Consider the following 25185-nt stretch of genomic DNA (forward strand, 5'->3'; position numbering starts at 1 on the left):
GAATTATGAAAAAACTTGAATACAGGAAAAAACTTAAAATATTAAGAAATATTGACTGGAAGCTTATATCAATAGTTTTGGTGATTTTCTTCTCAGGTCTTATAGTGCTGAGCAGTGCCACTCACGCAAATCTGACGGGGAACTTTACCCAAATATATAAGCAGTTGCTGGCCTTTGTGATGGGTACACTTATAATAGCTGTCTTTATGATGATAGATTATAACAGCATAGGTAAACACTACAAGGAGCTCTATGTAATAAGCTTGGTACTTTTGGTACTAGTTTTGATACCAGGTATAGGCGATGTCCAGTTTGGTGCTAGGTCATGGATCCGTATAGGTAGTTTTAACTTACAGACTTCCGAGATAGTAAAGACTACCTTTATATTGAGCTATGCCTATATAATTGATAAGAATAAGAAAAATATAAACGATTTAAAGACTTTGTTTCTATTGGTCGTCTATGCATTTCCCTTTATAGGACTACTGCTTAGCCAGCCTGATTTAGGAACTGCAATAGTATTTTCTGTTATGATATTCTTCATGCTGTATGCGGCAGGACTTAACAATAAAATACTTAGAAATGTTGTAATAGTAATGGTTATATTGGCGCCTATTATGTATTTTTTGATGGCACCACACCAGAGGATTAGGATAGTTAACTTCTTTAACCCAGAGGCTATGAGTAACTATCAAGTGTTGCAGTCTATGATAGCTATTGGTTCAGGAGGAATATTTGGAAAAGGACTTTACAATGGGTCTCAAAACCAAGAGTCATTTCTACCTGTTAGGGACAGTGACTTTATATTTGCAGTTGTGGGAGAGGAGTTTGGCCTGATAGGAATGCTATTTTTTATAGTCCTATTTGTACTTCTAATCACTAGACTCTTAATGATAGCAAAAAAATCAAAAAATACCTATGGAAGTTTGGTTATAGCTGGTATAACAGGTATGTTTACCTACCAGATAATACAAAATATAGGTATGACAGTAGGTTTGATGCCAGTAACAGGGGTTACCCTACCATTTGTAAGTTACGGGGGCAGTTCTCTGCTTACATCTATGGCCAATATAGGCATTGTCTTAAATATATGTCTTAGAAGAAAGAGAATGGGCTTGTATTCATAAAATACTAGCCCTTGTTCAAAAAGGAGAAGAACTTTGTATAATTATTTAAAGCACGAAAAGGTCGATATAAAAAAAATACTTAAAAAGGTTGAAAAACCTGCCAGATACCTAGGTAATGAATTTAATACCATACACAAGAATACAGATGTAGAGGGCATGATAAGGTATGCTCATTGCTTTCCAGATATATATGAGGTTGGTATGAGCCACTTGGGTAGTCATATTCTCTATAATTCTTTGAATTTGGATGATGATGTCTATTGCGAGAGGGTCTACGCACCTGCTATAGACATGGAAGAGATGATGAGAGAAAATAAGATAAAACTTTTTGCCCTAGAGTCTAGGCAGTCTATAAGGTATTTTGACTTTGTGACATTTTCCCTACAGTATGAGATGTGCTATACAAATATACTAAATATGATGGACCTTGCTGGAATTCCTATCTTTAGGAAGGACAGATCAAAGGAAGACCCCTTTATAATGGTTGGTGGTTCATGTGCCTACAATGTAGAACCTATAGCTGATTTTGTAGACATAGTAGTCCTTGGAGAAGGAGAAGAGTTAAATAGGGAGGTAGTCAGAGCCTATAAAAAATGGATGCTTACAGACCCTTATGAGAGAGGGCTTACAAGAGAGGACTTTTTTAAGGAAATCGTAGAAATTGATGGTGTCTATATACCTTCATTTTACGAGTTTGACTACTATGAAGATGGTAGGGTAAGAGAACTAAAAAAGTTGTACGACAAGGCTCCTGACAGACCTAGAAAGAGGATAATTGAGAATATGGATCTTGTGGAATATCCTGAAAAGGTCATAGTTCCCTTTATTGAGACAATACACGATAGGATAGTCCTAGAACTATTTAGGGGCTGCACTAGGGGGTGTAGGTTCTGTCAGGCGGGTATGATTTACAGGCCTATCAGAGAAAAGTCTCTAGATAGACTAAAGTCAATAGTGGATAATATGGTCAAGAATACCGGCTATGATGAAATATCCCTGTCTTCTCTTAGCACAAGTGACTACTCGCATATAAGTGAGATTGCAGAATACTTGGTAGAAGAGTACGCTGACCAAAATATAGGAGTTTCCCTGCCTTCTCTTAGGTTAGACAATTTCTCTATGGATCTTGCTGATAAGGTCCAGCAGGTTAGAAAGACTGGTCTCACCTTTGCACCAGAGGCAGGTAGCCAGAGGATGAGAGATGTAATAAACAAGGGAGTAACGGAACAAGACCTAAGAAATGCTGTATCACGTGCCTTTGAAATGGGTTGGAAGTCTGTAAAACTATACTTTATGATAGGACTTCCTACAGAAACATACGAAGATCTTGACGGTATAAGAGACCTTGCCTATGAGGTAATAAATATATACAAGGAAATTAATGGTGGAATCAGGGGTAAATTCAATGTTACAGTATCTACATCTACCTTTGTACCTAAACCATTTACACCATTCCAGTGGCACCCACAGGACAACCAGCAGATGATAAGGGATAAGCAAAAACACCTTGTATCAGTCCTAAGACACGGCAATATAAAATACAACTACCACGATTCGCCAACTAGCCTTATGGAGGCAGTATTTGCCAGGGGTGATAGGAGATTATCTCAGGTATTATATGAAGTCTTCAAGAGGGGGGCCAAGTTTGACGGATGGGGCCAGCACTTTAGCCTTGATAGGTGGCTAGAGTCCATGGAGGTAGCAGGATTAGACCCATATTTTTATGCTTATAGGGATAGGGACTACGATGAGATATTCCCATGGGACCACATAGATGTAGGGGTAAGTAAGGAATTTTTGATAAGAGAAAATGAACTTGCTAAAAAGAACACGATTACAGCTGACTGCAGGCATGGCTGTAGGGGTTGTGGAGTAAATACAAATGATATAGGAAGGGGGCTATGTTAATGTCAATCACAATGAGAGTAAAATATATAAAGATAAAAGACATGATCTACATATCCCACCTAGATGTTCAGTCCTTGTTTCAGAGGGCTTTTAGAAGGGCTGGAATAAGTTTATCATACTCACAGGGTTATAATCCACATCCAAAGATGAGCTATGGTAATGCCTTGGCCCTAGGTGTTGAAAGTTACGGAGAATATGTGGATATAGATATAGAAAACGACATATCAGAAGAAGAATTGATGACTAGTATAAATGCTCAGTTACCAGAGGGGATAAAGTTTGTCAAATGCCTGAGAAGAGACGGGTCTGAGAGGGCATTGGCATCAAATATAGAGTATGGTGACTATGAGTTCTATGTGGATAACTTAAGAGACTATAGTCTCGAATGTTTAAAAGATAAGCTTGATTACTTCTTAAACCAAGAAGAGATCCTAGTTACAAAGAAAAATAAGAAGAAGCAACTAGTCGAGGTGGATATAAGACCAATGATTCAAAAGTTATATCCAATAGATATAATAGAGGGGAGACTCCATATAGGGGCCCTACTTGCAACGGGTTCTAAGCAAAATTTAAATACAAATGTGTTTTTACCATGTATTTTGGCTTACTTGGACATTGAGCTCGATTATTTGGACGTAGATATCATAAGAAATGACCTGTATATGTATATTGGCTCAAGCTTAGTCAAGCCTATGGAGTAGGCCATGAAGAGATACTATATAGAGGATTTCGTCAATTCTAGGAAGTTGGCAGTTATGGATGATGGTGACCTAGTAGACCTAGTAATAGAGAAAAATGATGCTTCTGTCAGGATCAAGGACATATATGCTGGAAGGGTAGAAAGGGTGCTTCCGGGCATGGAGGCCTGCTTTGTAGATATAGGTTCAGATATATCTGGCTACCTAAAGCTTGGACAAAGTAGCACACTAAAGGTTGGTGACAGGGTCTTGGTCCAAGTCAAAAAGTCTGACAAGGAAAACAAGAGACTTAGCCTAGACCTCGAGATATCCTTGACTGGAAGGGGACTTGTTTATATTGGTGGTCTTAAAAAACCAGTGTTTTCAAAGTCCATAAAAGATTCAAGCCAAAGGTCCAGGATAAGGTCTATACTTCCATCACCTGAGTATCTTGTAAGGACTAGGGCACAGTATATGCTAGACCAAGATTTGATAAAAGAGGCTGGTATATTGGAGAGAGACTATCAAGATGTTTTGGATTCTTTTAAGAAAAATAGGAGGATTGGCCTATTAAGACCAGCCCAATCTATAGTACTGGAATATATAGGTGATAATATAGGTGTAGATCAAGATGAAGGATCTTCTGATGAGATAGACAGGATAGTATATAGTGTGTATGGTATAGAAGAGGACTTTAATAAAGACCTGAGGGCATACTTAAAGACTGTTTCTAGCGACCTATTGTTGAAATTAGATAAGAAAAAGAATACGGATATATTTGAAGCCTATGGTATCAACACAAGGATAGGAAGATTATTGTCTAAGAGGGTGGATACAAAGCAAGGACCCTACATCATAATTGATAGGACAGAGGCCCTTAACATAATAGATGTCAATACAGGTGGTTTTGTAGGCTATAGTGACTATGAAACTACTGTTACAATGGCCAACAAGATAGCTGCCAAGGAAATAGTAAGGCAGATACTGATGAGAGATTTAAGTGGCATAATACTTGTTGATTTTATAGATATGAAGGACAAGTCAGCAAGAGACAGCCTAATAGATATTATAAATCAAGGTCTCTCTGAAGATGAGAGAAAATTTAAAGTCCATGGTTATACAAGACTGGGCCTGCTAGAGATATCCAGGTCTAGAAAGTCCAAGTCTATACTTGACTATTACGAAGATATTGACCCAAAGAACCTTTCTAGAATCAAGTCACTTGATTCTGTCATTGACGAGATTGAGAGGAGGGTACAAATAGAGGTATACCATAAGCAAAATTATGATATCAAGTTATGTGATATCCTATATGAATACAGGTTGGTTGAAATAGAAGAAATATTTAAATCATGTCAGGGCATGATCAAAAAAATGGAAGTTAGGTACAATGCGAATATTGAAAAATAGTTGTATTTTTAGATACTTGGAGGTTATATATGCTACTAAAGATCTTTCTTATATGCTTGGGAGCTGGTGTAGGTGCTTTGGCACGTTACAAGCTAGGAGAGTGTATTAAGAACAAGAATAAGAAAAAATTGAAGACCAAATTTTCACTACATACATTTATAATTAATGCGGTCGGGACTTTTTTGTTGGCTCTTTCATATTACTATATGAAAAATGATAAGCTAGTTGACCTAGTACAGCTAGGCTTTTGTGGTGGTTTTACTACATATTCGACCATGTTTTATGAAGCTCTTGATATATCCAATAATGGCTCTAAGTTATGGTCCATTACATATGTACTTTCGAGTATATTCTTGGGGGCTCTCTTGTTCTTAATAGTGGCTACTGTAGCTGACCTATAGGACTAGTATTATAAGGGAGAAAATATGAACAAGTCATTATATATATTTTTTGGAGGTTTTCTTGGAGGACTGATGAGGTACCTAGTTGGCATATTTGAAAAATCTCTATTTGGTACAGGGGATTATTCCATTTTAACAGTCAACTTAGTTGGGGCTTTTTTGCTTTCCACGATAAACTACTATGCTATAAAAAAGAAAAAAATAGATAGGTCTTCACCTTGTTACATAGGTCTTACTACTGGTTTTTTGGGAGCATTTACAAGTTTTTCCAGCCTTACAAAAGACCTTGTATTGTTTAGTCAAGAGTCTATGGCAAAGGGAATGGTCTATCTATTGCTTAGCTTGTTTGGGGGCTATATAATGGCCATCTTGGGGTCAATCCTAGGCGACAAGTTAGCAAGAATAAATAATAAATTTTGTTAAGAAAAAGGAGGTGTAGGTTTGGTAAATTTATTGATGTTGGGAACAGGTGGTAATGTACCATCATATAATAGATTTTGCTCCTGCCTCTTTATCAATTATAAGGGAAAGAAGATATTGATAGATTGCGGTGAGGGTACACAGATAGCCATGAAAAGGTATGGGTGTGGTTTTAAGGATGTAGATCTTTTGTTGATTACCCACCTTCATGGAGACCATATAAATGGAATGTTGGGTCTTTTGGCTACAATGGGCAATTCAGAAAAGAGAAACCCACTTACTATAGTTGGTCCTAGGGGAATAAAAAATGCAATAAGGGCTATGATGGTCCTATGGGAGGGTCTACCATTTAGTTTGAGGGTAATAGAAAATCCAGCTGGGAGCTTTTCCCTAATTGATGATGTATTTAAAGAAATAGAGATATCAACTTTGGAAGTTAGCCATTCTACTGAGTGCCTGGCCTATAGTCTCTACTTTAGAAGAAATAGGTTATTCGATATAGAAAAGGCAAAATCAAATGATGTACCTAAGAAACTTTGGAAGGGTCTACAGTCAGGCAGGACCTATTATATTGATGACAGGTCATATGTCCCTGACATGGTTTTAGGTCGTGAGAGAAGGGGAATAAAGCTGTCTTATGTAACTGATACAAGACCTGTAGAGTCTATACCTGATTTTATATATGGAAGCGACTTATTTATATGTGAGGGTACCTATGGAGATGATATGGATATAGCCAAGGCTGTTAAGAATAAGCATATGACCTTTAGGGAGGCTGCTGGCCTTGCCAAGAGTGGTAAGGTAGACAAGCTATTGATTACACATTTTTCTCCATCTCTAGAGGAGCCTAAGGACTACATGGCAAATGCTACAAGTGTATTTAAGAACACTGTGATAGCTCATGATGGCATAAGGCAAGACTTATCTTACAAAGATTAAGATTGATTTTAATATAACAAGTAATAGACTGTATTTACTAAAAATATAAAAGTTTATTACTTGTTTTTTTATTAAAAACCTTTTAATTATAAGATAAAAATGGTATAATTAATTATCAGAAAATTTTGTCAAAAACTCCTGCAGGGGGTGTTTTTTATTTTAAGGCACTTGTTATTAATATAGCAAATAAAAATATGACATTAAAAAATAATAGAAAAAAGCAATAGGTCTGTCTTGGATATTTTTAGGGTCAATGTTCTATTGAGAAATATGTTTGTATTATGAAGGGAGTGGGGAAATATGAGTAGATTATACATTAATACACCTAATACTGCCCAGGTAGTTGTAGAAGGTCTGTATAAGGATATGGAGAGGAGGATTATGTCTAGCCCTCCAGGTATATGTCCGATAGATATATCACTTTCTTTTTTGAGCCTATGTCATGCTCAGACCTGCGGAAAATGTGTACCATGCAGGATAGGCTTAGGCAAATTAAAGGAGTTGATGGAAAAGGTTTTATCATCAGAAGCAGACGAATCAACTATAGACCTGATTGAAGAAACTTCAAGGGTGATAATGGAAACAGCTGACTGCGCTATAGGAACAGAGGCTGCTGAAATGGTTCTAAAGGGAGTGATGGGATTTAGGGATGACTACCTATCACATATAAGGACTGGCAATTGTTCTATGGACAGGAATATATCTGTACCATGCGTTGCCCTATGCCCAGCAGGTGTTGACATACCAGGCTATATGGCCTTGGTAGGAGAGGGCAGGTACAAGGATGCTGTCAGGTTGGTAAGAAAGGACAATCCATTCACTACTGCCTGTGCCCTAGTATGCGAACACCCATGTGAGGCGAGGTGCAGGAGGACTATGGTAGATGCTCCTATGAATATCAGGGGTATCAAGTTATATGCTGCTGACCATGCTGGAGAGGTGCCACCTCCAAAACCAGCAAAATCAACAAATAAAAAGGTCGCTGTAGTCGGCGGTGGACCAAGTGGTCTATCGGCTGCCTATTACTTGTCCTTGATGGGCCACAAGGTGAGCGTATACGAGGCTAAGGACAAGTTGGGTGGTATGTTAAGATATGGTATACCTAACTACAGGCTACCTAGAAAGAGACTACAGGAAGATATAGATGCCATACTAGCAACTGGTATAGAGGTCCATACAAATGTAGAAATAGGCAAGGATTTTAGTGTTGAGGACCTATCCAAAAAATTTGATGCAGTCTATATAGCCATAGGTGCCCATGACGATAAAAAGCTTGGCCTAGAGGGTGAAAATTCTAAGGGTGTCACATCAGCAGTAGAGATGTTAAAAAATATAGGCGATGAAAAGTATCCAGACTTTACAGGTAAGAAAGTTGTTGTAATAGGTGGTGGTAATGTTGCAATGGACGTTGCAAGAACTGCTATAAGGTGTAAGGCAGACAAGGTGTCTATAGTATACAGGAGGAGACAAGAGGACATGACTTGCCTACCAGAAGAGGTAGAGGGTGCTATAGCAGAAGGCTGCCAGTTGGTAACTCTTATGGCTCCAATAAGGATAGAGGCTGACAAGGACAACAATACAAAAGCTATATGGGTTCAACCACAGATGATATCTACAATAACAAACGGTCGTGCCAAGCCGATTAATTCTTCTAAGAAAGAGGAGAGGATAGAGTGTGACCAGATAATAGTGGCAATAGGACAAAATATAGGATCCAACCACTTTAAGGAGTTCGGTATGCCTGTTAAAAAGGGAATAATTGAGGCTCTTAATTCAAGTGAAGTAAAAAATATACCGGGTGTATTTGCTGGTGGTGACTGTGTTACAGGACCGGCTACAGTTATAAAGGCTATAGGAGCTGGCAAGGTAGCTGCTGCAAATATAGATGAATACTTAGGATTTAACCACAGGATTAGTGTTGATGTAGAGATACCAAAAGTGGATTTCAAGGACAAAAAAGCCTGTGCAAGGTCAAATATGAGGGAAGTCCCTATTGAAATAAGAAAGAATAATTTTGAAGAAATCGAGTTGGGGCTTACTAGGGAAGAGACAGAGCAAGAGGTTTCAAGATGCCTTAGGTGTGACCATTTTGGTTGGGGTAACTTTAGAGGGGGTAGGACTTTAAAATGGTAAATTTAATAATAGATAATGTTGAAGTAGAAGTAAAAGAAGGCACATCTATTATGGATGCAGCCAAGTTTGCTGGAGTTGATATACCTAGGCTATGCTTTTTAAAAGACCTTAACGAAATAGGTGCCTGCAGAATATGTATAGTGGAGCTAGAAGGCACCAACAAGCTGATAACATCTTGTAACAACAAGGTGGAAGATGGCATGGTCATCAGGACCAACAGCCCTAGGGTTAGGAAGGCAAGAAGGACAAATATAGAGTTTATCCTAGCAAACCATGATTTTAAGTGTGCTACTTGCGTAAGAAGTGGAAATTGCTCTTTGCAAGATATGGCCAACAGTATGAGTATTTTCAATATGCCTTTTGAAGTAAAGTATGAAAAAAAGGCATGGAACAAGGACTTCCCACTTCAAAAGTCTTTTGAGAAATGTATAAAGTGTATGAGGTGTATCCAGGTCTGCAACAAGGTCCAGAGTTTGGGTATATGGGATGTAGTAAATTCGGGCTACAGGACAAGTGTAGATGTTTCGTGGAATAGGACTATAGAACAGGCGGATTGCTCATTGTGTGGCCAGTGTATAACCCATTGTCCAGTGGGGGCACTTACCGTTAGAAATGATATAGACAAGGTCTATAGGGCTATGGAAGACCCTAGTATAGTAACAGTAGTTCAGGTTGCTCCAGCGGTTAGGACAGCCTGGGCAGAAAGACTTAATATAGACGAAAAAGATGCCAGCACAAATCTGATGGTGGCAGCCCTTAAGAAGATTGGCTTTGACTATGTATTCGATACTAATTTTTCAGCTGACCTCACTATAATGGAAGAAGCTACAGAGTTTTTAAATAAGTTTACAGCTGGACCTATGGAATTTCCTATGTTTACTTCATGTTGTCCGGGTTGGGTTAGGTTTATAAAGTCTCAGTACCCTGACCTAGTTAAGTACTTGTCTACAGCTAAATCTCCACAGCAGATGTTCGGTACAATAGCCAAGACTTATTATGCAAAACTATTAAATATTAATCCAAAAAAAATATTTTGCGTATCTATAATGCCTTGTACTGCCAAAAAGCACGAAGCTGATATACCTAGTATAAACGACTCAGAGGCACCTAAGGATGTAGATGTAGTCATAACCACAAGGGGGCTTGAAAAGATGATAAGGTCAGAAAATATTAAATTTGATATGCTAGAAGAAGAAGCCTTTGATATGCCCCTTGGTATAGGAAGTGGAGCAGGAGCTATATTTGGTGCTACTGGTGGAGTGATGGAAGCTGCCCTAAGATCCGCCTACTACTTTGTGACAGGCAAGGATCCAGAACCGGATGCTTTCAAGTCTGTAAGGGGCCAAAAGGGCTGGAGAGAGTCTACCTTTGATATAGAAGGTAATACTGTAAGAGTGGCTGTGGCAAGTGGTTTAAAGAACGCTAGAAGGCTTATAGAGGCGCTGCTTAGAAAGGAAGTATCCTATGATTTTGTAGAGATAATGGCCTGTCCAGGAGGATGTTCGGGTGGTGGTGGCCAACCTATAAAGGATGGTCAGGAACTTGCTGAAAAAAGAGCCAAAAAGCTATATGACATAGATAAGAAGATGGCTCTTAGGTATTCACATGAAAATCCGTCCATAATAAAGGTCTATGATGACTATCTTGGAGTACCAAACTCCAAACTTGCCCACAAACTCCTACACACTGACCACGAGATGTGGGATATGGCCCTATCACCTAGGTTGACTATGGTAGAGGATGACTTTTATGATGAATATTAGCTTGAAAAATGAGATATTTGCCTAAGAGTAAGAGTAATATATAACCCTCAATACTAAATTATACAACGAAACTATTTGTTACTAGAAAAAACTATAACAATGAGTTAAAATGAAATATAGTGGGCAGGCTTGACTCAGGTCGGCTTACCCACTATATTTTATTGGAGGCGATTTACTTGGCTAAGATAACAGCTATTGAATTTCAAAAGAAGAATAAGGATAGGGTTAACTTATATCTTGATGGGCAGTACTTTATGTCCTTGTATGCTGAGTTAATCTATAAGTTTAAGCTTGAAAAGGGGCAGGATATAAATATAGAGGACCTAACAGAGGTCATCAAAAACGATGATTTTGAGAAGGCTAAAAACAAGGCCCTCAATTCTATTTCCAAGGCAGAAAAATCCGAAAAAAGACTAAGGGAAAAACTAGCTGGAGAGTTTGCACCTGAAATCATAGATAAAGTAGTTGAATTTATGAAAAAATATTCCTTTATAGATGATGAGAGGTATGCTGACAGGATTGTCAACAATGATCTGAATTTCAAGAAATTGGGTAAGAATAGGATTAAACAAAACCTCTACTCAAAGGGTATATCAAGCTCTGATATAGACAGGGCAATATCTAATGTAGATAGGGACGTAGAGCTAGAAAATGCAATTATCCTAGCTAAAAAGAGGATGTCAAAGTTGAAGAATGAAGAGCCTAGGAAAAAAAGATCAAAAATATATCAACATCTGGCCTATAAGGGATTTGATTATAATACGATTAATTCTGCTCTTAGGAGAGTATTAGATGAAGAGGATGATTTTTTAGAATGAAGAATTTAGTATTGGTTATTTTAAGTTTGTTAGTAGGTGTGATAAATATAATAAGACTCTACTTAAATGATAGAAACAATTATTAGATTGGACTTATAATCCTCGCTGTGATAAAATATAATTATCATGGTTGAAGGGAAAAGACGATGAAAGAATTAGATGAACTATTAAAATATGCGATAGATAAAAACGAAAGTAAAATTAAAGATTTTTTGTCCTCTAAGAGAGGCTACAAGGTAGGTATAATGGGGGGAACATTCAACCCCATTCACAATGCCCACTTGGTTATAGCTGAATTTATAAGGGACAAGTATTGTTTGGATAAGATTATATTTATTCCTACAGGTAATCCACCACATAAGAGTCATGTAGTCGACAAGCAGCACAGGTTTGATATGGTAGTACTTGCAACTAGGAAGAATGATGATTTTTTCGTTTTGGACTATGAGATGAGACAGACCCATATGACATATACGGTGGATACTCTCAAGTATTTGAGGTCTATATATGATTTTGAAGACTTATATTTTATTACAGGGTCTGACACTATAAACCAGATAGAGACTTGGAAGGATTTTAGAGAAAACTTCGCTCTTGCCAAGTTTATAGCTGCTGCAAGACCTGGGATTAATCTTTTAGAAACACAGGAAAACATAGTAAGATATAGAAGGGAATATGGAGCCAGTATAGATATGTTATATGTGCCCGCCCTTGAGATTTCTTCAACCTACATCAGGTCTAGGTTAAAGAGTAACCATACAATCAAGTACCTGATGCCTACTAGGGTTGAAGAATACATTTATGATAGAGGAATATACGGAGGTGCAATAGACTAGATGGATATAGCAAATATGATAGATAAATTAGATGAATATCTACCAGAAAAGAGAAAGATCCATTCTATAAACGTGTCCAAGTCTGCGGTTAGACTGGCTAAAATCTTGGGGTGTGATGAGAAAAAAGCTGAGATAGCAGGTATCCTGCATGATACAGCTAAGTATGTAAAGTACGAAGACGTTCCTAAATATTGCACAAAGTATTCGATAGTTTTAGATGATATGGAACAAAAATCAACAGCCCTATCCCATAGTGTTGTTGGTTCATATATAGCTAGACATGAGTTTGGCATAGAGGATGAGGAGATACTTAGTGCAATTAGGTACCATACCACCGGAAGACCAGGCATGACAGATCTTGAAAAATCTGTCTACCTTGCAGATTTGATAGAGGTTGGAAGAAATTATCCGATGGTTGATGAACTTAGAGAACTGGCTTATTCAGGCAAAGTTGATGAAGCTGTACTAAGGTCTATGGACAATACAATAGGAGTAGTCCTAAAAAAGAAGGCACCTATGCATCTTAGGACAGTAGAGGCTAGAAACTACTACCTTAGTTTGGTAAAGGAAAAAGAAAAATTAAAAAAATAATGGACAATATATCTACAAAATAGTATAATTGGTAGATTAGCAGTTTAATAATAAGAGAGTATAGGAGGTTATAGTCTGTATAGGCTATGACCTTTAAAAAAGAAAGGGGATTTATGGAAACAGTTGAAAGTATATTAGCAAAGATTTATGATGCAATAGATGACAAGATAGGTCAGGATATAGTTATCTTAAACATCGGTAAGGTATCAAGCCTATGTGATTATTTTGTAATTGCAACAGGATCTTCTTCAAGGCAGGTAAAGGCTATAGCAGATAGCGTAGAGGATGAAATGACAAAGATTGATATAGAGCCAAGGGGTAAGGAAGGGATTACAAGCCAGTCTTGGGTCCTACTTGACTACGGCGATATCATGGTACATATATTTGACGAAGAAAACAGAGGTTTCTACAACCTAGAAAAGCTATGGAAGGATGCACCATACGTAGAAAGAGACGAACTAGCTTAAAGGATTATAATAGGAGTGGACATGACTAAGGATATTAAAAAATATACAAATGAATATGGGCCACTAGTATCCATAATAGTGCCTATCTATAATGCAGAAAAATATTTAAAAGACTGCCTAGAATCAATCAAAAACCAGACATACAAGAATATAGAGGTTATAATGGTAGATGATGGTTCCAAGGATGGGTCTGCTGGTATAGCTAGGAGGTATGCATCAAGCGACAGTAGGTTTATCTACATATTGCAGGAAAATTCAGGTGTATCAGTGGCTAGAAATACAGGTCTAAAAAAGGCTAGGGGCCAGTATTTGTGTTTTGCAGATTCAGACGATATACTCCATTGTGATATGGTCAGGGTTCATCATGAAAAGGTGGTTGAATCAGGACTTGATATAGGTGTTTCTACTTATAAGGTATTCAAGGACAAGTCTGAGATAGTAGACAACAAGCCATGTGACCTATTAGCCAAGACAAGTATAAAGAGCGACAAGGAAGCCCTTATAGCCATGCTAAAAGACGCTAAGTATTCAGGCTACACATGGAACAAGATATTCAAGACCAGCCTTGTAAAGGATTCAAGTGGCTTGAAGGTAGGCTTTGAAAAGAAGCTACATATGTGTGAGGACCTCTATTTTTGCAGTGTCTTGATGAAAAAGGCCGGTAAGGTTGCATTTTATGACCAAGACCTGTATTATTATTTTGATAATGTAAATGGTATTACAAGTGGCAAATACTCTAAGAAGTTGTTTACGCAGTTAGAGGCCTTAGAGATGATAGCTGCCCTCTATAAGGGTGATGCAGATGTTCAAAAAGAGATGGCAAGGGTCATGTGCCAGGTGACAGTCAGCCATTATTCTAGGATGATCAAGGCAGGTGTAAAAGACGATTATATTGAAAATATCTACAAGGATACTATTAAGAAGTATAGCAAGGGCTTAGACCATCCATCCGTAAATAAGAAGGATAGGATATTGGCTAATATGATTATGAAAATGCCAGCTAGCATCTACAGGCTGGTATATGGAATATACTCAAAGAGATTGTAAATTTAGACAGTATTCTCGTTGACATTGATATTCTAATATGTTAAGATAACTTGTATATAATATAAGGGACTAGGATCCTTTCAATAGGGGTAGGTCTTGATCCTATCCAATACAGACGGAGTAGTAGTTATAGAAGAAATTACAGAGAGTTGACGGTGGTGAGAGTCAATATTTTGGACATGATGAACTTGCCGGTCAACCTGTATGACCGTTGTTGGTTTAAAGACTTAACCGAGAGGGCAGGAATTCCTGTCAATTAGGGTGGTACCGCGAGTGATCTCGTCCCTAAACTATTTAGTTTAGAGGCGAGTTTTTTATTGTAAATTTTTAAGCTATTTACAACCGCTCCTAAACTAAGAATTTCAAACGATAATAAATATAAGGCCTAAGAGGTCAAAGAGCAATTATTAGGAGGTAATTTTATGAGCGTTTATGATTTTTCAAAAATCGAAAAGAAATGGCAAAAAGTCTGGAAAGACAATAACCAGTACAAGATGGATACAAGGGATGATTCAAAGCCTAAGTACTATTGTCTAGAAATGTTCCCTTACCCATCAGGTAAGATCCATATGGGGCATGTTAGAAACTACTCAATAGGTGACGTGGTAGCTAGGTTTAAGAAGATGGAAGGCTACAATGTCCTACATCCAATGGGATGGGACTCATTTGGTCTACCAGCTGAAAATGCAGCGATCAAGCATGGAGTTCACCCACACAAGTGGACAATGGCTAATATAGAGGAGATGAAGGACCAGCTATCAATGCTAGGCCTAAGCTATGACTGGGACAAGGAAGTAGCTACTTCAACTCCAGAGTACTACAAGTGGACACAGAAGATATTCTTAAAGTTCTTAGAAAATGACCTAGCCTACAAGAAGAAGTCATTTGTAAACTGGTGTCCATCATGTGAGACAGTACTAGCCAATGAACAGGTAGTAGATGGTCACTGTGAAAGATGTGATACACTAGTTGAAAAGAAGGAGCTAGAGCAGTGGTACTTTAAGACCACTGAATTCTCAGAAGAGCTACTAGCTGACCTTGATACACTAGACGGATGGCCAGAAAAGGTAAGATTGATGCAGAAGAACTGGATCGGTAAGAGTCACGGTGCCCATGTTGACTTCAAGGTTAAGGACATGGACAAGACTATCACAGTCTACACTACTAGACCAGATACAATATTCGGTACAACATTTATGGTTGTAGCTCCTGAGGCCCAGCTTGCAAGAGACCTTGTTGCTGGTACTGAATACGAAAAGGACTTGGACGAATTCCTTACAAAGATGCACACTATGACACAGATAGAAAGAGAAGCGGCGGACCTAAAGAAGGACGGTAGGTTTATAGGTAGGTATGTAATCAACCCTATAACAAACAAGGAAATGCCTATATGGATAGCCAACTATGTCCTAGCTGACTACGGTACTGGTGCTGTAATGGGTGTACCAGCTCATGACGATAGAGATGAAGATTTCGCTAAGACTTTTGATATGGAAATCGTGCCTGTAATAGATGAAGATGGAAAGATGATAAATTCTGGTGAATTTACAGGAATGGACAAGGATGAAGCCTTCAAGGCAATTATAGAAAAGCTAGAAAAGGACGGTCTTGGTAAGTCTACAACTAACTATAGACTAAGAGATTGGTTGATATCTAGACAGAGATACTGGGGATGCCCAATACCTGTAGTATACTGTGATGATTGTGGTATAGTGCCAGTCCCAGAAAAGGACCTACCAGTTTTACTTCCAACAGATGTAGAATTTACTGGAAAGGGAGAATCTCCACTTACAACTTCTGAAACATTCAACGACTGCGTTTGTCCTAAGTGTGGCAAGAAGGCTAAAAGAGAAGTAGATACAATGGATACATTTGTAGACTCATCTTGGTACTATATGAGATATGCAGACAACCAGAACACAGAAGATATATTTGACTCAGAAGTTATTGACAAGTGGCTGCCAGTTGACCAATATATAGGTGGTGTAGAGCACGCTATACTTCACTTATTGTATGCAAGATGGTTTACAAAGGCCTTTAATAAGATGGGAATGACAAAGCATGTTGAACCATTCAAGAACCTACTTACTCAGGGTATGGTACTTATGGATGGCTCAAAGATGTCTAAGTCTAAGGGGAATATAGTATCTCCAGTTGAGATGGTTGAAAAATACGGTGCCGACACTGCTAGATTATTTATCTTATTTGCAGCGCCACCAGAAAGAGACCTTGAGTGGTCAGAACAGGGAGTTGAAGGATGCTTCAAGTTCCTAAATAGGGTATTCAGAGTTGTTGATGAACTAGCAGATATTGCTAAGGTCAACCATGAATTCGGTGAACTGACTAAGGAAGACAAGGCTATGAGGGCCAAGACTAACAGTACACTTAAGAAGGTATCAGAGGACCTAAGCGACAAGTTTGGATTTAATACTGCTATAGCAGCCTTGATGGAACTTATAAACGACCTATACAAGTACAAGGAATTAGACACTAGAAACGATGCTGTTATCAAGGAAGCTATTGAAGCTGTAGTAGTTATACTAGCACCATTTGCCCCTCACCTAGGTGAAGAGTTATGGTCAATGATAGGCAAGCTGGGTAGCATATTCGATATAAGATGGCCTCAGTACGATGCTGAAGCTATAAAGTCTGATGAGATAGAGGTTGTAGTTCAGATAAATGGCAAGCTAAAGTCAAAGATAATGATAGATGCCAAGACAAGTAGAGAGGAGATGCAAGAAATAGCCCTAAAGGATGAAAAGATTGTTGAAGCTATTGAAGGCAAGAATGTTGTAAAAGTAATTGCAGTGCCTGGTAAGCTTGTCAACATCGTAGCTAAATAATTACGATTAATAGAATTATTTATTTTTTAGGTGTTGTCAAACCACAGACTATATGATAATATATAGCTGTGAAAAGAATATGTTAATATGATTATAAAGGGTTATTGCTTGAGTGCAGTGCCCTTTTTATTGTTTAATTTTAAGGTATTATTTATTTTGGCGAAAGTTTAAAAACAAAGAGAGAGGAGATTTGTATGGAAGCACAAAAGAGAAAAGAAGCAATCAGTGGTCTTATGTTAGGAGTAACAGCACTTGTTTGGGGTGTTGCATTTATATTCCAGAGGACTGGTATGGAACATATAGGTCCCTACGCATTTAATTTTTTCAGATGCCTTGTGTGTGTTATATTCTTGATGTTGGTATCTTATATATCGGATATGAGATTTAAGAGAAAGAATATAAAAGTTGGTGGATTTAAAGACAAGGCTATATTTAAGGGGGGTATACTCGCTGGTGTGGTACTATTTTTGGCTATGAGTTCACAGCAGGTAGGTATGGTGAGTACAACTGCTTCAAAGGCAGGTTTTATAACTACAATGTATATAGTTATAGTTCCACTTTTAGGTGTCTTCTATGGAAGAAAGGTATCTCCTAAGATTGTTGTATGTGTTGCACTAGCTGCTGTAGGCCTATATCTATTGTCTATCAAGAGTGGTTTTACTATCAGCAGGGGGGATTTCTTTGTATTTGTGTCCGCTATTTTTTATTCTCTACAGATAGTAGTAATAGATATATTTGCACCAGGTGTGGACTCAATCAAGTTATCTTTAGTCGAATTTATAACTGCGGGCATATTATCTCTTGTTGCTATGCTCGTTCTTGAGACAGTAACAATGGAATCAGTTATGCTTGCATCTACAGCTATCTTATATACAGGTTTGATGTCAAGTGGTATTGGATTTACTTTACAGATAGTTGCTCAAAAAAATTTACAGCCCACAATAGCATCACTTCTTATGAGTTCTGAATCAGTTGTATCTTTACTTGCAGGAATTGTACTATTGGGTGAGAGTTTGACTAGTAGAGAATTTTCAGGATGTTTTATATTGGTAGTGGCAATTTTACTAGCTCAGATTGATTTCCCTGTTAAAAAAATAAAAAAGAGTCATTAGTATATAGATAAGACAATACTTATAAAGGGCTTAGTAATGAATTATAAAATTCTACTAAGCCTTTTTATTTTTATAAAAAAATAAATTGAGCATACTTATCTTAAGTAAACTTACAGCAAAATAATTATAATATTTATTAATAAGGTGTTTTAGATTATTGTGAGTTTAGAAAACCATTCAATAAACTGAAAATTCACAGTTTTGAAAGTTTTACCTAATTAAAAATAAGTTATTTATATGTTGATAATGTTTTCTTAATGTGTTAATATATTATTTGTGTTGCGGGGGATTTGCAATACGGGAAAATAAAAATATTATAGGAGGAAGAAAATGAAAGACAAGAAATTTAAATTAGGTTTAGTTTCTAAGCTTATCATTGCAATCGCAATAGGTATTGCATTGGGTAGTTTTAAGTTCATACCAGCAGGTCTACTAAGAGTATTGATTACTTGTGCTAGCTTGTTCGGTGAATTTTTAAGTTTCATAATACCACTAATGATTATAGGTTTTGTGGTAAAGGGTATTGCGGAATTATCAGATGGTGCAGGTAAATTATTGGGTATAACAGCCATAACTGCATACTGTTCAACACTTGTGGCAGGAACAATAGCATTTTTTGTAGCAAGTAACTTTTTCCCAACATTTATAACACCAGACTTAATCGAAAAGGTAAAGGGTACGGTGCCAGCACTTGAGACTTATTTTAAGATTAATTTAAAGCCTATGTTAGATGTAACTAGTGCAGTTGTATTTGCATTTATAATGGGTCTAAGTATCTCTTGGTTAAAGTCAAAGGGTAGAGGTAAGGTATTATATGAAGTATTCGATGACTTTGAAGCAATTATATCTAGAGTGTTAAGCAAGGTTATAATACCATTACTTCCAATGTTCATATGTGGTAACTTTGCAAACATGGCTTATACAGGATCTGTAGCAAGTGTACTTTCAATATTCTGGAAGGTATTCGTAACAGTAATTATCCTTCACTTATTATATGTAAGTGCTATGTTTATAGTATCTGGTACATATGCAGGCAAGAACCCATTTAGATTAATAAGAAACCAGGTGAATGGTTATGTGACAGCTGTAGGTACTCAGTCTTCAGCGGCCACTATACCAGTAAATATAGAATGTGCTAAGAAAAATGGTGTATCAGAAGATATCAGAAACTTCGTTGTGCCACTATGTGCTACAATACATCTTGCAGGATCAATGATAACTATAACATCTTGTTCTGTAGCCGTTTTACTTATGAACGGTCTTCCATTTAGCTTTGCAACTGTATTTGGATTTATAGCTATGCTAGGTGTTGCAATGGTTGCAGCTCCAGGTGCTCCAGGTGGTGCTATAATGTCAGCTCTTCCATTCTTACCAATGGTTGGTATTACATCACAGGTAATGCAGCAGCTAATGATCACTCTATACTTAACTCAGGACTCTTTCGGTACAGCAGCTAACGTATCAGGTGACAACGCTATAGCAGTATTTGTAGACAAGCTATACAGCAAGCATATAAACAAGAGTGCATAATAAACTCAGATAAAAATATGTAGTTTAATAAAATTTATATCTGTAGATTCCTAGCCTTTTAGCTAGGGTCTACGGATTTTTTTCTTTATAGGTTGACATATAGTAGCCATTCAGTTATAATCTCTATTAGAAGGGGAGTAGCGCTGTTGCCTCTGGTTGAGTATACCGGTGGTTTACATCTGTTAGTCGTCAGGCCAGTATTTTTATACTCGGTTAACAGACAAGTTTACCTTGATAGCAAGACCTTCAGAATAAGGGCAGATTGTACTTATTTTGAAAGTTTTGTTATTGAGGTTTTTTTTTACAATAAATTATATATTGGAGGTATCTTATGGAGAGAAATACGCAGGAAAAGTACTACCTGCTTGAAGCTGATGATGCAATATCAAAGCTAGCTTCATCAAAAAATGGTTTGAGTGAGGTAGAGGCTCAAAAGAGGTTAAATGACTTTGGTAAAAATGAACTTAGGGAAAAAGAAAGTGACCCTACTTGGAAGATATTTTTGGAGTCCTTTAAAGATCCTATGGTTATCATATTGATTGGGGCTGCAATACTTCAGATAGTAACAGGATCTGTGATGGAGTCTTTGATCATATTTGTCGTCTTGATTTTAAATGCTGTACTAGGTACAGTCCAGACAAAAAAGGCGGAGTCATCAATAAACAGTTTAAAGCAGATGTCAGTTCCATCTGCCAAAGTTATTAGGGATGGACAAAAACACACAGTATCTTCTACGGAAGTAGTGCCTGGAGATATAGTTCTATTAGAAGCTGGGGACTATGTGCCAGCAGATGGTAGGCTAATAGAGGCAGAGTCTTTGAAGATTGTTGAGGGTATGCTGACAGGTGAGTCCGAACCAGCACAAAAGAGCACAGGGAAATTGATGGAAGAGTCATCAGTTGGTGATAGGGTAAATATGGTCTACTCAACATCAATGGTAGTAAATGGTAGGGCAACATACGTCTGTACAAGGACTGGTATGGATACAGAAATAGGCAAAATAGCAGACCTACTAGAAAATACAGATGCTAAGCAGACACCACTGCAGTCAAATATAGAGATATTCTCTAAGAAGCTTGGTGTTGCAATAGTCCTTATATGCCTACTTATATTTGGTATTCAGGTATTTAGAGCATACACACATCCTACTGGAGTTGAGATGAAGACAGTAATACTTAACTCATTTATGTTTGCAGTTGCAATAGCTGTAGCAGCTATACCAGAAGCCCTTTCTTCTATAGTTACAATAGTCCTTTCAATCGGTACTAAGACTATGTCAAAGAAGAATTCTATAATAAGAAAGTTACCTGCTGTTGAAACTCTTGGATCAACATCTATAATATGTACAGATAAGACAGGTACTCTTACAATGAACAAGATGACAGCAGTAGAGTACTACAAGTATTCAAAGGATGCAGAATCAATAGAGGTTGTAGAAGAACCTAAAAAAGATTCAGTGGATTTGGAAAACTTCAATTCAGAAGATATGTTAAATATAGCTGCTGCCCTCTGTAATGACTCAGTTATAAAGGAAGATGGCAAGGAGATAGGAGACCCTACAGAGGTTGCACTTACAGTACTTGCTGACAAGAAGGGCTATATAAGTGACAGGGTAAGGGATATTTATCCAAGACTCCAGGAGCTGCCTTTTGATTCAGATAGAAAGCTGATGAGTACCTACCACAAGATCAATTCTAAGGGTATCATGATAACCAAGGGAGCTCCAGATATTATTATATCTAGGTCTAGCAAGGTATTGGTTGGAAGTCAAGTCGTTGAAATGACTGAGGACATAAAAAATGAAGTAAGAGACCAGAATGAAAAATATTCAAATAAGGCTCTTAGGGTATTGGCCTTTGGATATAGACAAATGGACGAGGGCAAGAAAATTGGAATCGAAGACGAGGATAAATTTATCTTTATAGGTCTAGTTGCTATGATTGACCCGCCAAGAAATGAAGTTATAGAAGCAGTAGCAAAGGCAAAGTCAGCAGGTATCAAGCCTATAATGATCACTGGAGACCACAAGACCACAGCAGTAGCTATAGGTAAAAACATAGGCCTATTTAATGAAGGTGATATATCATATACAGGACTAGAACTTGACAATCTGACTGATGAAGAATTGGACAAGCAGCTAGAAAAGATAAGTGTATATGCCAGAGTTTCTCCTGAAAACAAGATAAGAATCGTAGGAGCATGGCAGAAAAAGAACAAGGTCACTGCTATGACAGGTGATGGAGTAAATGATGCTCCAGCCCTTAAAAATGCTGACATAGGTATAGCTATGGGGTCTGGAACAGAAGTTGCCAAAGAAGCTGCTTCCATGGTATTGGTAGACGACAACTTTGCGAGTATTATAGCTGCAGTTGAAGTAGGTAGGACTGTATATTCAAATATTAAAAAGTCTATAACATATCTATTTTCAGGTAATTTAGGTGCCATAATATCTATCTTATTTGCAGTGTTTGCAGGATGGACAAATCCTTATACAGCCCTTCAGTTGATATTTATAAATATGGTAAATGACTCTATACCAGCGATTGCTCTTGGTATGGAAAAACCAGAAGAAGGTGTCATGAGTATGGATCCTAGGGAAAAAAATGAAGGTCTACTAGGCGGCGGAACACTTCAGGCTATCCTATCAAGGGGGGTATTTGTAGGTATAGCGGCCATTGTAGCCCAGTATGTAGGTATGAAGCACTCTCCTAATATGGGTGTAGCCATGGCATTTACAACCCTATTGCTTGCTAGGACCCTACAGACATTTGCATGTAGGTCAGATTTTAGAAGTGCATTTGCCATAGGTTTCTTCTCAAACAAATATGTAGTAGGTGCAGTACTTATATGTCTATCATTATTGGGTCTGGTATTGTTACCACCAGTGAGGGGAATATTTGCTATACCAGCTGAATATTCAATGACTAACCTAGCAGTATCATTCCTTATAGCCTTGATATCAGTCCTATTTATGGAAATAGCAAAGGCTATAAGTTACTCTAAGGTAAAAAAATTGAGAGCAGAAAATAGACTAGATATATAAACTATCTATATAAAATACACACAAAAGCACAATTATGAATTATATATGAAGATTTGATGAAATAAATAAACAATTAATAAAAATTATCAATTAGGTATTGACAAGTCTACCCAAATGTTATATTATATTCACATAAGATGATAACGATTATCATCAAGGACAAGGAAATTGATAGAGTATAAATATATTATGGGGGGATAAGATGAGTTTATTAGTAATTGGTGGTCATGAAAGAATGGAAAAAGACTATTATAAGTTGGCAAAGAGTAGAGGATATAAGACTAAGGTATATACAACAATGTCTAGCCAGGTCAAGAATTCTATAGGAAGTCCTGATGCAATAGTAATATTGACTTCAACTGTATCTCATAAACTGACTAGGATAGTTGAGTCTCAGGCTAAGAAGATGGATATACCTATTATAAGGCATAAAAATTCTAGCAAGGTAGCTTTTAATGAATGTCTATCACAGGTAGACCTATGTCTGGGTAATTGTCAAGATTGCAGAAAGCTTGGTAAGTGTAAGGGTATGGCTAACTAATTATCTATACTCAACTAAATTAAATTGAGACAACCCTCTTGCTTACATAGATATTATGATTGATGTGAAAGCAAGAACAATACTTATATAATAATTTTAAAGATGTTCCTTTATGGGGCATCTTTAATTTTGAGATTTATTTCTTTTCTTATTCTAGATTAATTTACTTGATATATGTTTAATAGGATATATCTTTTGGGTATTATTATCATATAATTTTAGGAGGAGGAAATGACTTGAAGGATACTTATTTTGTTAAAATTAAAGAAATAATCAATGAAGGTAAAAATAGATCTACTTATATATTCGATATACCAGAAGAAATGAAGTGGGTGGAGGGAAGTCATATCTCTCTAGCACTTAAGGAAGCCTTGGTAGATGGCAAGTTTGATAAAACTCTTGTGCGTAAGTTTTCTATAGCTACAACAATAGATGAAGGAAAGATAGCTCTTTCTACAAGACTTGACAGTAGTGATTCTGACTATAAGAAGAAGTTGTCAAATATGTGCGTTGGTGATGAATGTATCTTATATGGATGTGAATCACATATGCCAATTAGAAGGGAAAATAAGAAGCTAGTACTTATATCTATGGGTGTAGGTATGGCAACCATGAGGCCTATAATTAAGACCTACCTGTATGATACTAGGGGGGTAGATGGCATACAGAATATATGTGTTGATAGGACTGGCGACTACCTATACAGGTCTGAGATTTCATGCGATATAGAAAACAATCTTGAAACAATAGTAGCCAAGTCTAGAAGTGACATAAAGGATATACTAGGCAATAGAAATATAATAGACTACCACAATTCTATATTCTATATAGTTGGTAGCAAGGACTTCTTGAAGAGTATAATAAAGATTTTGAAATACAATGGCGTAGGTCAAGACTCTATTATGATTGACAAGTCTAAGGCTGCTCTTGAGACTTATTTTAATGCCGAAAAGTACGATGTTCTAAAGGTAAAGGAATATCATAAAACTTCTAATAAATTTATGCCCCTTGCCTTTGCAGGTGGTGGTTGCTCATGTGGAGGCAACTGTACTTGTAAGTAATAAAAAAGGACCCACGATTTTTTGTCGATGGGTCTCTTTTATGGTATGACGGGCATGCCGTCAGTCTGTGGTGAAAGTCCACGTAGGGCGTAGTTGCCGACGAACCTCATAGCAACTTGCAAGGTTATCACCGTGAGGTGATGGCGAGAAGAAGCAATAGCAAAATCGTAGCCTGACGTACAGAAACCTAATATCAAGGCTTACATAAAGGATGAGTGGGCCATTAGTCACAAAGTCCAAAAGGCAAACGTAACTTATGTAAGTAAATTAGGCAGGTAGACGAGGAAAGACTGACGACTTATCCCGTGAGGTCTCACAGAGGGAAAAACTAGTAACAACGAACTGTGAGAAGTCAGCAGAAGCCATAGTAGTGGAGAAGTTTCTGTAATGGGAATGGAGCGAAGGGCCGAACAATTCTAAAAGTCAAAGTGACTTAATCAAACTGAGTATATAAGTTCGACGAGAAATATAGTAGCAAAGACGTAACGGAGTGAACATTTCACAGGAGCTAGGGCTAG

General features: G+C 37.3%; 20 protein-coding genes and 1 other annotated feature. All 20 genes read left to right on the forward strand.

Annotated features, from left to right (window positions below; genetic code table 11):
* Positions 1 to 5: 5 nt before the first annotated feature.
* The 20 genes from rodA to HMPREF0631_RS09090 all read left to right on the forward strand — a co-directional run bounded on the left by rodA (position 6) and on the right by HMPREF0631_RS09090 (position 24667).
* Positions 6 to 1127 (forward strand): rod shape-determining protein RodA, encoded by a 1122-nt coding sequence (gene rodA / locus HMPREF0631_RS08995; protein WP_002844614.1) that lies wholly within the window; start codon positions 6 to 8, stop codon positions 1125 to 1127.
* A 33-nt stretch (positions 1128 to 1160) separates the two neighbouring features.
* Positions 1161 to 3035, forward strand: a complete 1875-nt coding sequence (locus HMPREF0631_RS09000; RefSeq protein ID WP_002844592.1) for a TIGR03960 family B12-binding radical SAM protein — start codon at positions 1161 to 1163, stop codon at positions 3033 to 3035.
* Entirely contained in the window at positions 3035 to 3736 is a 702-nt protein-coding gene (locus HMPREF0631_RS09005; protein WP_002844589.1) for a TIGR03936 family radical SAM-associated protein, read from the forward strand. Before HMPREF0631_RS09000 ends, HMPREF0631_RS09005 begins: the two co-directional genes overlap by 1 nt.
* 3 nt (positions 3737 to 3739) lie before the next feature.
* Positions 3740 to 5122: a ribonuclease E/G gene (locus tag HMPREF0631_RS09010; RefSeq protein ID WP_002844628.1), complete on the forward strand. Its 1383-nt coding sequence runs from the start codon at positions 3740 to 3742 to the stop codon at positions 5120 to 5122.
* Between the two features lie 29 nt (positions 5123 to 5151).
* Positions 5152 to 5523 carry a FluC/FEX family fluoride channel gene (locus HMPREF0631_RS09015; protein ID WP_002844609.1) on the forward strand — a complete coding sequence of 124 codons (372 nt, stop codon included), beginning with the start codon at positions 5152 to 5154 and terminating at the stop codon, positions 5521 to 5523.
* A 24-nt stretch (positions 5524 to 5547) separates the two neighbouring features.
* A complete protein-coding gene (locus HMPREF0631_RS09020) occupies positions 5548 to 5946 on the forward strand; it encodes a fluoride efflux transporter FluC (RefSeq protein WP_002844591.1) in 399 nt (132 codons plus the stop codon).
* An 18-nt stretch (positions 5947 to 5964) separates the two neighbouring features.
* A complete protein-coding gene (locus HMPREF0631_RS09025) occupies positions 5965 to 6882 on the forward strand; it encodes a ribonuclease Z (protein ID WP_002844588.1) in 918 nt (305 codons plus the stop codon).
* Positions 6883 to 7182: 300 nt separating this feature from the next.
* Complete coding sequence (locus HMPREF0631_RS09030) at positions 7183 to 9015, forward strand: NAD(P)-binding protein (protein ID WP_002844581.1); 1833 nt, start codon at positions 7183 to 7185, stop codon at positions 9013 to 9015.
* Positions 9009 to 10778 carry an NADH-dependent [FeFe] hydrogenase, group A6 gene (locus HMPREF0631_RS09035; RefSeq protein WP_002844596.1) on the forward strand — a complete coding sequence of 590 codons (1770 nt, stop codon included), beginning with the start codon at positions 9009 to 9011 and terminating at the stop codon, positions 10776 to 10778. Before HMPREF0631_RS09030 ends, HMPREF0631_RS09035 begins: the two co-directional genes overlap by 7 nt.
* Positions 10779 to 10954: 176 nt before the next feature.
* Positions 10955 to 11596, forward strand: coding sequence for a recombination regulator RecX (gene recX / locus HMPREF0631_RS09040; RefSeq protein ID WP_002844631.1), 642 nt, complete (start codon positions 10955 to 10957; stop codon positions 11594 to 11596).
* A 146-nt stretch (positions 11597 to 11742) separates the two neighbouring features.
* Positions 11743 to 12432 (forward strand): nicotinate-nucleotide adenylyltransferase, encoded by a 690-nt coding sequence (gene nadD / locus HMPREF0631_RS09045; RefSeq protein WP_002844605.1) that lies wholly within the window; start codon positions 11743 to 11745, stop codon positions 12430 to 12432.
* Positions 12433 to 13023: a bis(5'-nucleosyl)-tetraphosphatase (symmetrical) YqeK gene (yqeK, locus tag HMPREF0631_RS09050; protein ID WP_002844603.1), complete on the forward strand. Its 591-nt coding sequence runs from the start codon at positions 12433 to 12435 to the stop codon at positions 13021 to 13023. It abuts the gene before it with no gap.
* Between the two features lie 113 nt (positions 13024 to 13136).
* Complete coding sequence (rsfS, locus tag HMPREF0631_RS09055; protein ID WP_002844626.1) at positions 13137 to 13490, forward strand: ribosome silencing factor; 354 nt, start codon at positions 13137 to 13139, stop codon at positions 13488 to 13490.
* A gap of 21 nt (positions 13491 to 13511) precedes the next feature.
* Positions 13512 to 14537 (forward strand): glycosyltransferase, encoded by a 1026-nt coding sequence (locus HMPREF0631_RS09060; protein WP_002844607.1) that lies wholly within the window; start codon positions 13512 to 13514, stop codon positions 14535 to 14537.
* Positions 14538 to 14645: 108 nt separating this feature from the next.
* Positions 14646 to 14827 (forward strand) — a binding site (T-box leader).
* A gap of 132 nt (positions 14828 to 14959) precedes the next feature.
* Entirely contained in the window at positions 14960 to 17380 is a 2421-nt protein-coding gene (leuS, locus tag HMPREF0631_RS09065; RefSeq protein ID WP_002844582.1) for a leucine--tRNA ligase, read from the forward strand.
* Between the two features lie 194 nt (positions 17381 to 17574).
* Entirely contained in the window at positions 17575 to 18492 is a 918-nt protein-coding gene (locus tag HMPREF0631_RS09070) for a DMT family transporter (protein WP_002844585.1), read from the forward strand.
* Positions 18493 to 18822: 330 nt separating this feature from the next.
* Complete coding sequence (locus HMPREF0631_RS09075; RefSeq protein ID WP_002844583.1) at positions 18823 to 20022, forward strand: dicarboxylate/amino acid:cation symporter; 1200 nt, start codon at positions 18823 to 18825, stop codon at positions 20020 to 20022.
* 331 nt (positions 20023 to 20353) lie between these two features.
* Positions 20354 to 23065 carry a cation-translocating P-type ATPase gene (locus HMPREF0631_RS09080; RefSeq protein WP_002844601.1) on the forward strand — a complete coding sequence of 904 codons (2712 nt, stop codon included), beginning with the start codon at positions 20354 to 20356 and terminating at the stop codon, positions 23063 to 23065.
* 202 nt (positions 23066 to 23267) lie between these two features.
* Positions 23268 to 23606: a DUF2325 domain-containing protein gene (locus HMPREF0631_RS09085; protein WP_002844595.1), complete on the forward strand. Its 339-nt coding sequence runs from the start codon at positions 23268 to 23270 to the stop codon at positions 23604 to 23606.
* Positions 23607 to 23842: 236 nt separating this feature from the next.
* Positions 23843 to 24667 (forward strand): ferredoxin reductase domain-containing protein, encoded by an 825-nt coding sequence (locus HMPREF0631_RS09090; protein ID WP_002844621.1) that lies wholly within the window; start codon positions 23843 to 23845, stop codon positions 24665 to 24667.
* The last annotated feature ends 518 nt before the right edge of the window (positions 24668 to 25185 follow it).

Source organism: Peptostreptococcus anaerobius 653-L, from assembly GCF_000178095.1.
GTDB classification, from domain to species: domain Bacteria; phylum Bacillota; class Clostridia; order Peptostreptococcales; family Peptostreptococcaceae; genus Peptostreptococcus; species Peptostreptococcus anaerobius.

What these genes read in the sequence shown, in the direction of transcription:
- rodA (WP_002844614.1), top strand. Translation starts at nt 6, where the DNA reads ATGAAAAAACTTGAATACAGGAAAAAACTTAAAATATTAAGAAATATT.
- HMPREF0631_RS09005 (WP_002844589.1), top strand. Translation starts at nt 3,035, where the DNA reads ATGTCAATCACAATGAGAGTAAAATATATAAAGATAAAAGACATGATC.
- HMPREF0631_RS09010 (WP_002844628.1), top strand. Translation starts at nt 3,740, where the DNA reads ATGAAGAGATACTATATAGAGGATTTCGTCAATTCTAGGAAGTTGGCA.
- HMPREF0631_RS09015 (WP_002844609.1), top strand. Translation starts at nt 5,152, where the DNA reads ATGCTACTAAAGATCTTTCTTATATGCTTGGGAGCTGGTGTAGGTGCT.
- HMPREF0631_RS09020 (WP_002844591.1), top strand. Translation starts at nt 5,548, where the DNA reads ATGAACAAGTCATTATATATATTTTTTGGAGGTTTTCTTGGAGGACTG.
- HMPREF0631_RS09030 (WP_002844581.1), top strand. Translation starts at nt 7,183, where the DNA reads ATGAGTAGATTATACATTAATACACCTAATACTGCCCAGGTAGTTGTA.
- HMPREF0631_RS09035 (WP_002844596.1), top strand. Translation starts at nt 9,009, where the DNA reads ATGGTAAATTTAATAATAGATAATGTTGAAGTAGAAGTAAAAGAAGGC.
- nadD (WP_002844605.1), top strand. Translation starts at nt 11,743, where the DNA reads ATGAAAGAATTAGATGAACTATTAAAATATGCGATAGATAAAAACGAA.
- yqeK (WP_002844603.1), top strand. Translation starts at nt 12,433, where the DNA reads ATGGATATAGCAAATATGATAGATAAATTAGATGAATATCTACCAGAA.
- rsfS (WP_002844626.1), top strand. Translation starts at nt 13,137, where the DNA reads ATGGAAACAGTTGAAAGTATATTAGCAAAGATTTATGATGCAATAGAT.
- HMPREF0631_RS09060 (WP_002844607.1), top strand. Translation starts at nt 13,512, where the DNA reads ATGACTAAGGATATTAAAAAATATACAAATGAATATGGGCCACTAGTA.
- leuS (WP_002844582.1), top strand. Translation starts at nt 14,960, where the DNA reads ATGAGCGTTTATGATTTTTCAAAAATCGAAAAGAAATGGCAAAAAGTC.
- HMPREF0631_RS09070 (WP_002844585.1), top strand. Translation starts at nt 17,575, where the DNA reads ATGGAAGCACAAAAGAGAAAAGAAGCAATCAGTGGTCTTATGTTAGGA.
- HMPREF0631_RS09075 (WP_002844583.1), top strand. Translation starts at nt 18,823, where the DNA reads ATGAAAGACAAGAAATTTAAATTAGGTTTAGTTTCTAAGCTTATCATT.
- HMPREF0631_RS09080 (WP_002844601.1), top strand. Translation starts at nt 20,354, where the DNA reads ATGGAGAGAAATACGCAGGAAAAGTACTACCTGCTTGAAGCTGATGAT.
- HMPREF0631_RS09085 (WP_002844595.1), top strand. Translation starts at nt 23,268, where the DNA reads ATGAGTTTATTAGTAATTGGTGGTCATGAAAGAATGGAAAAAGACTAT.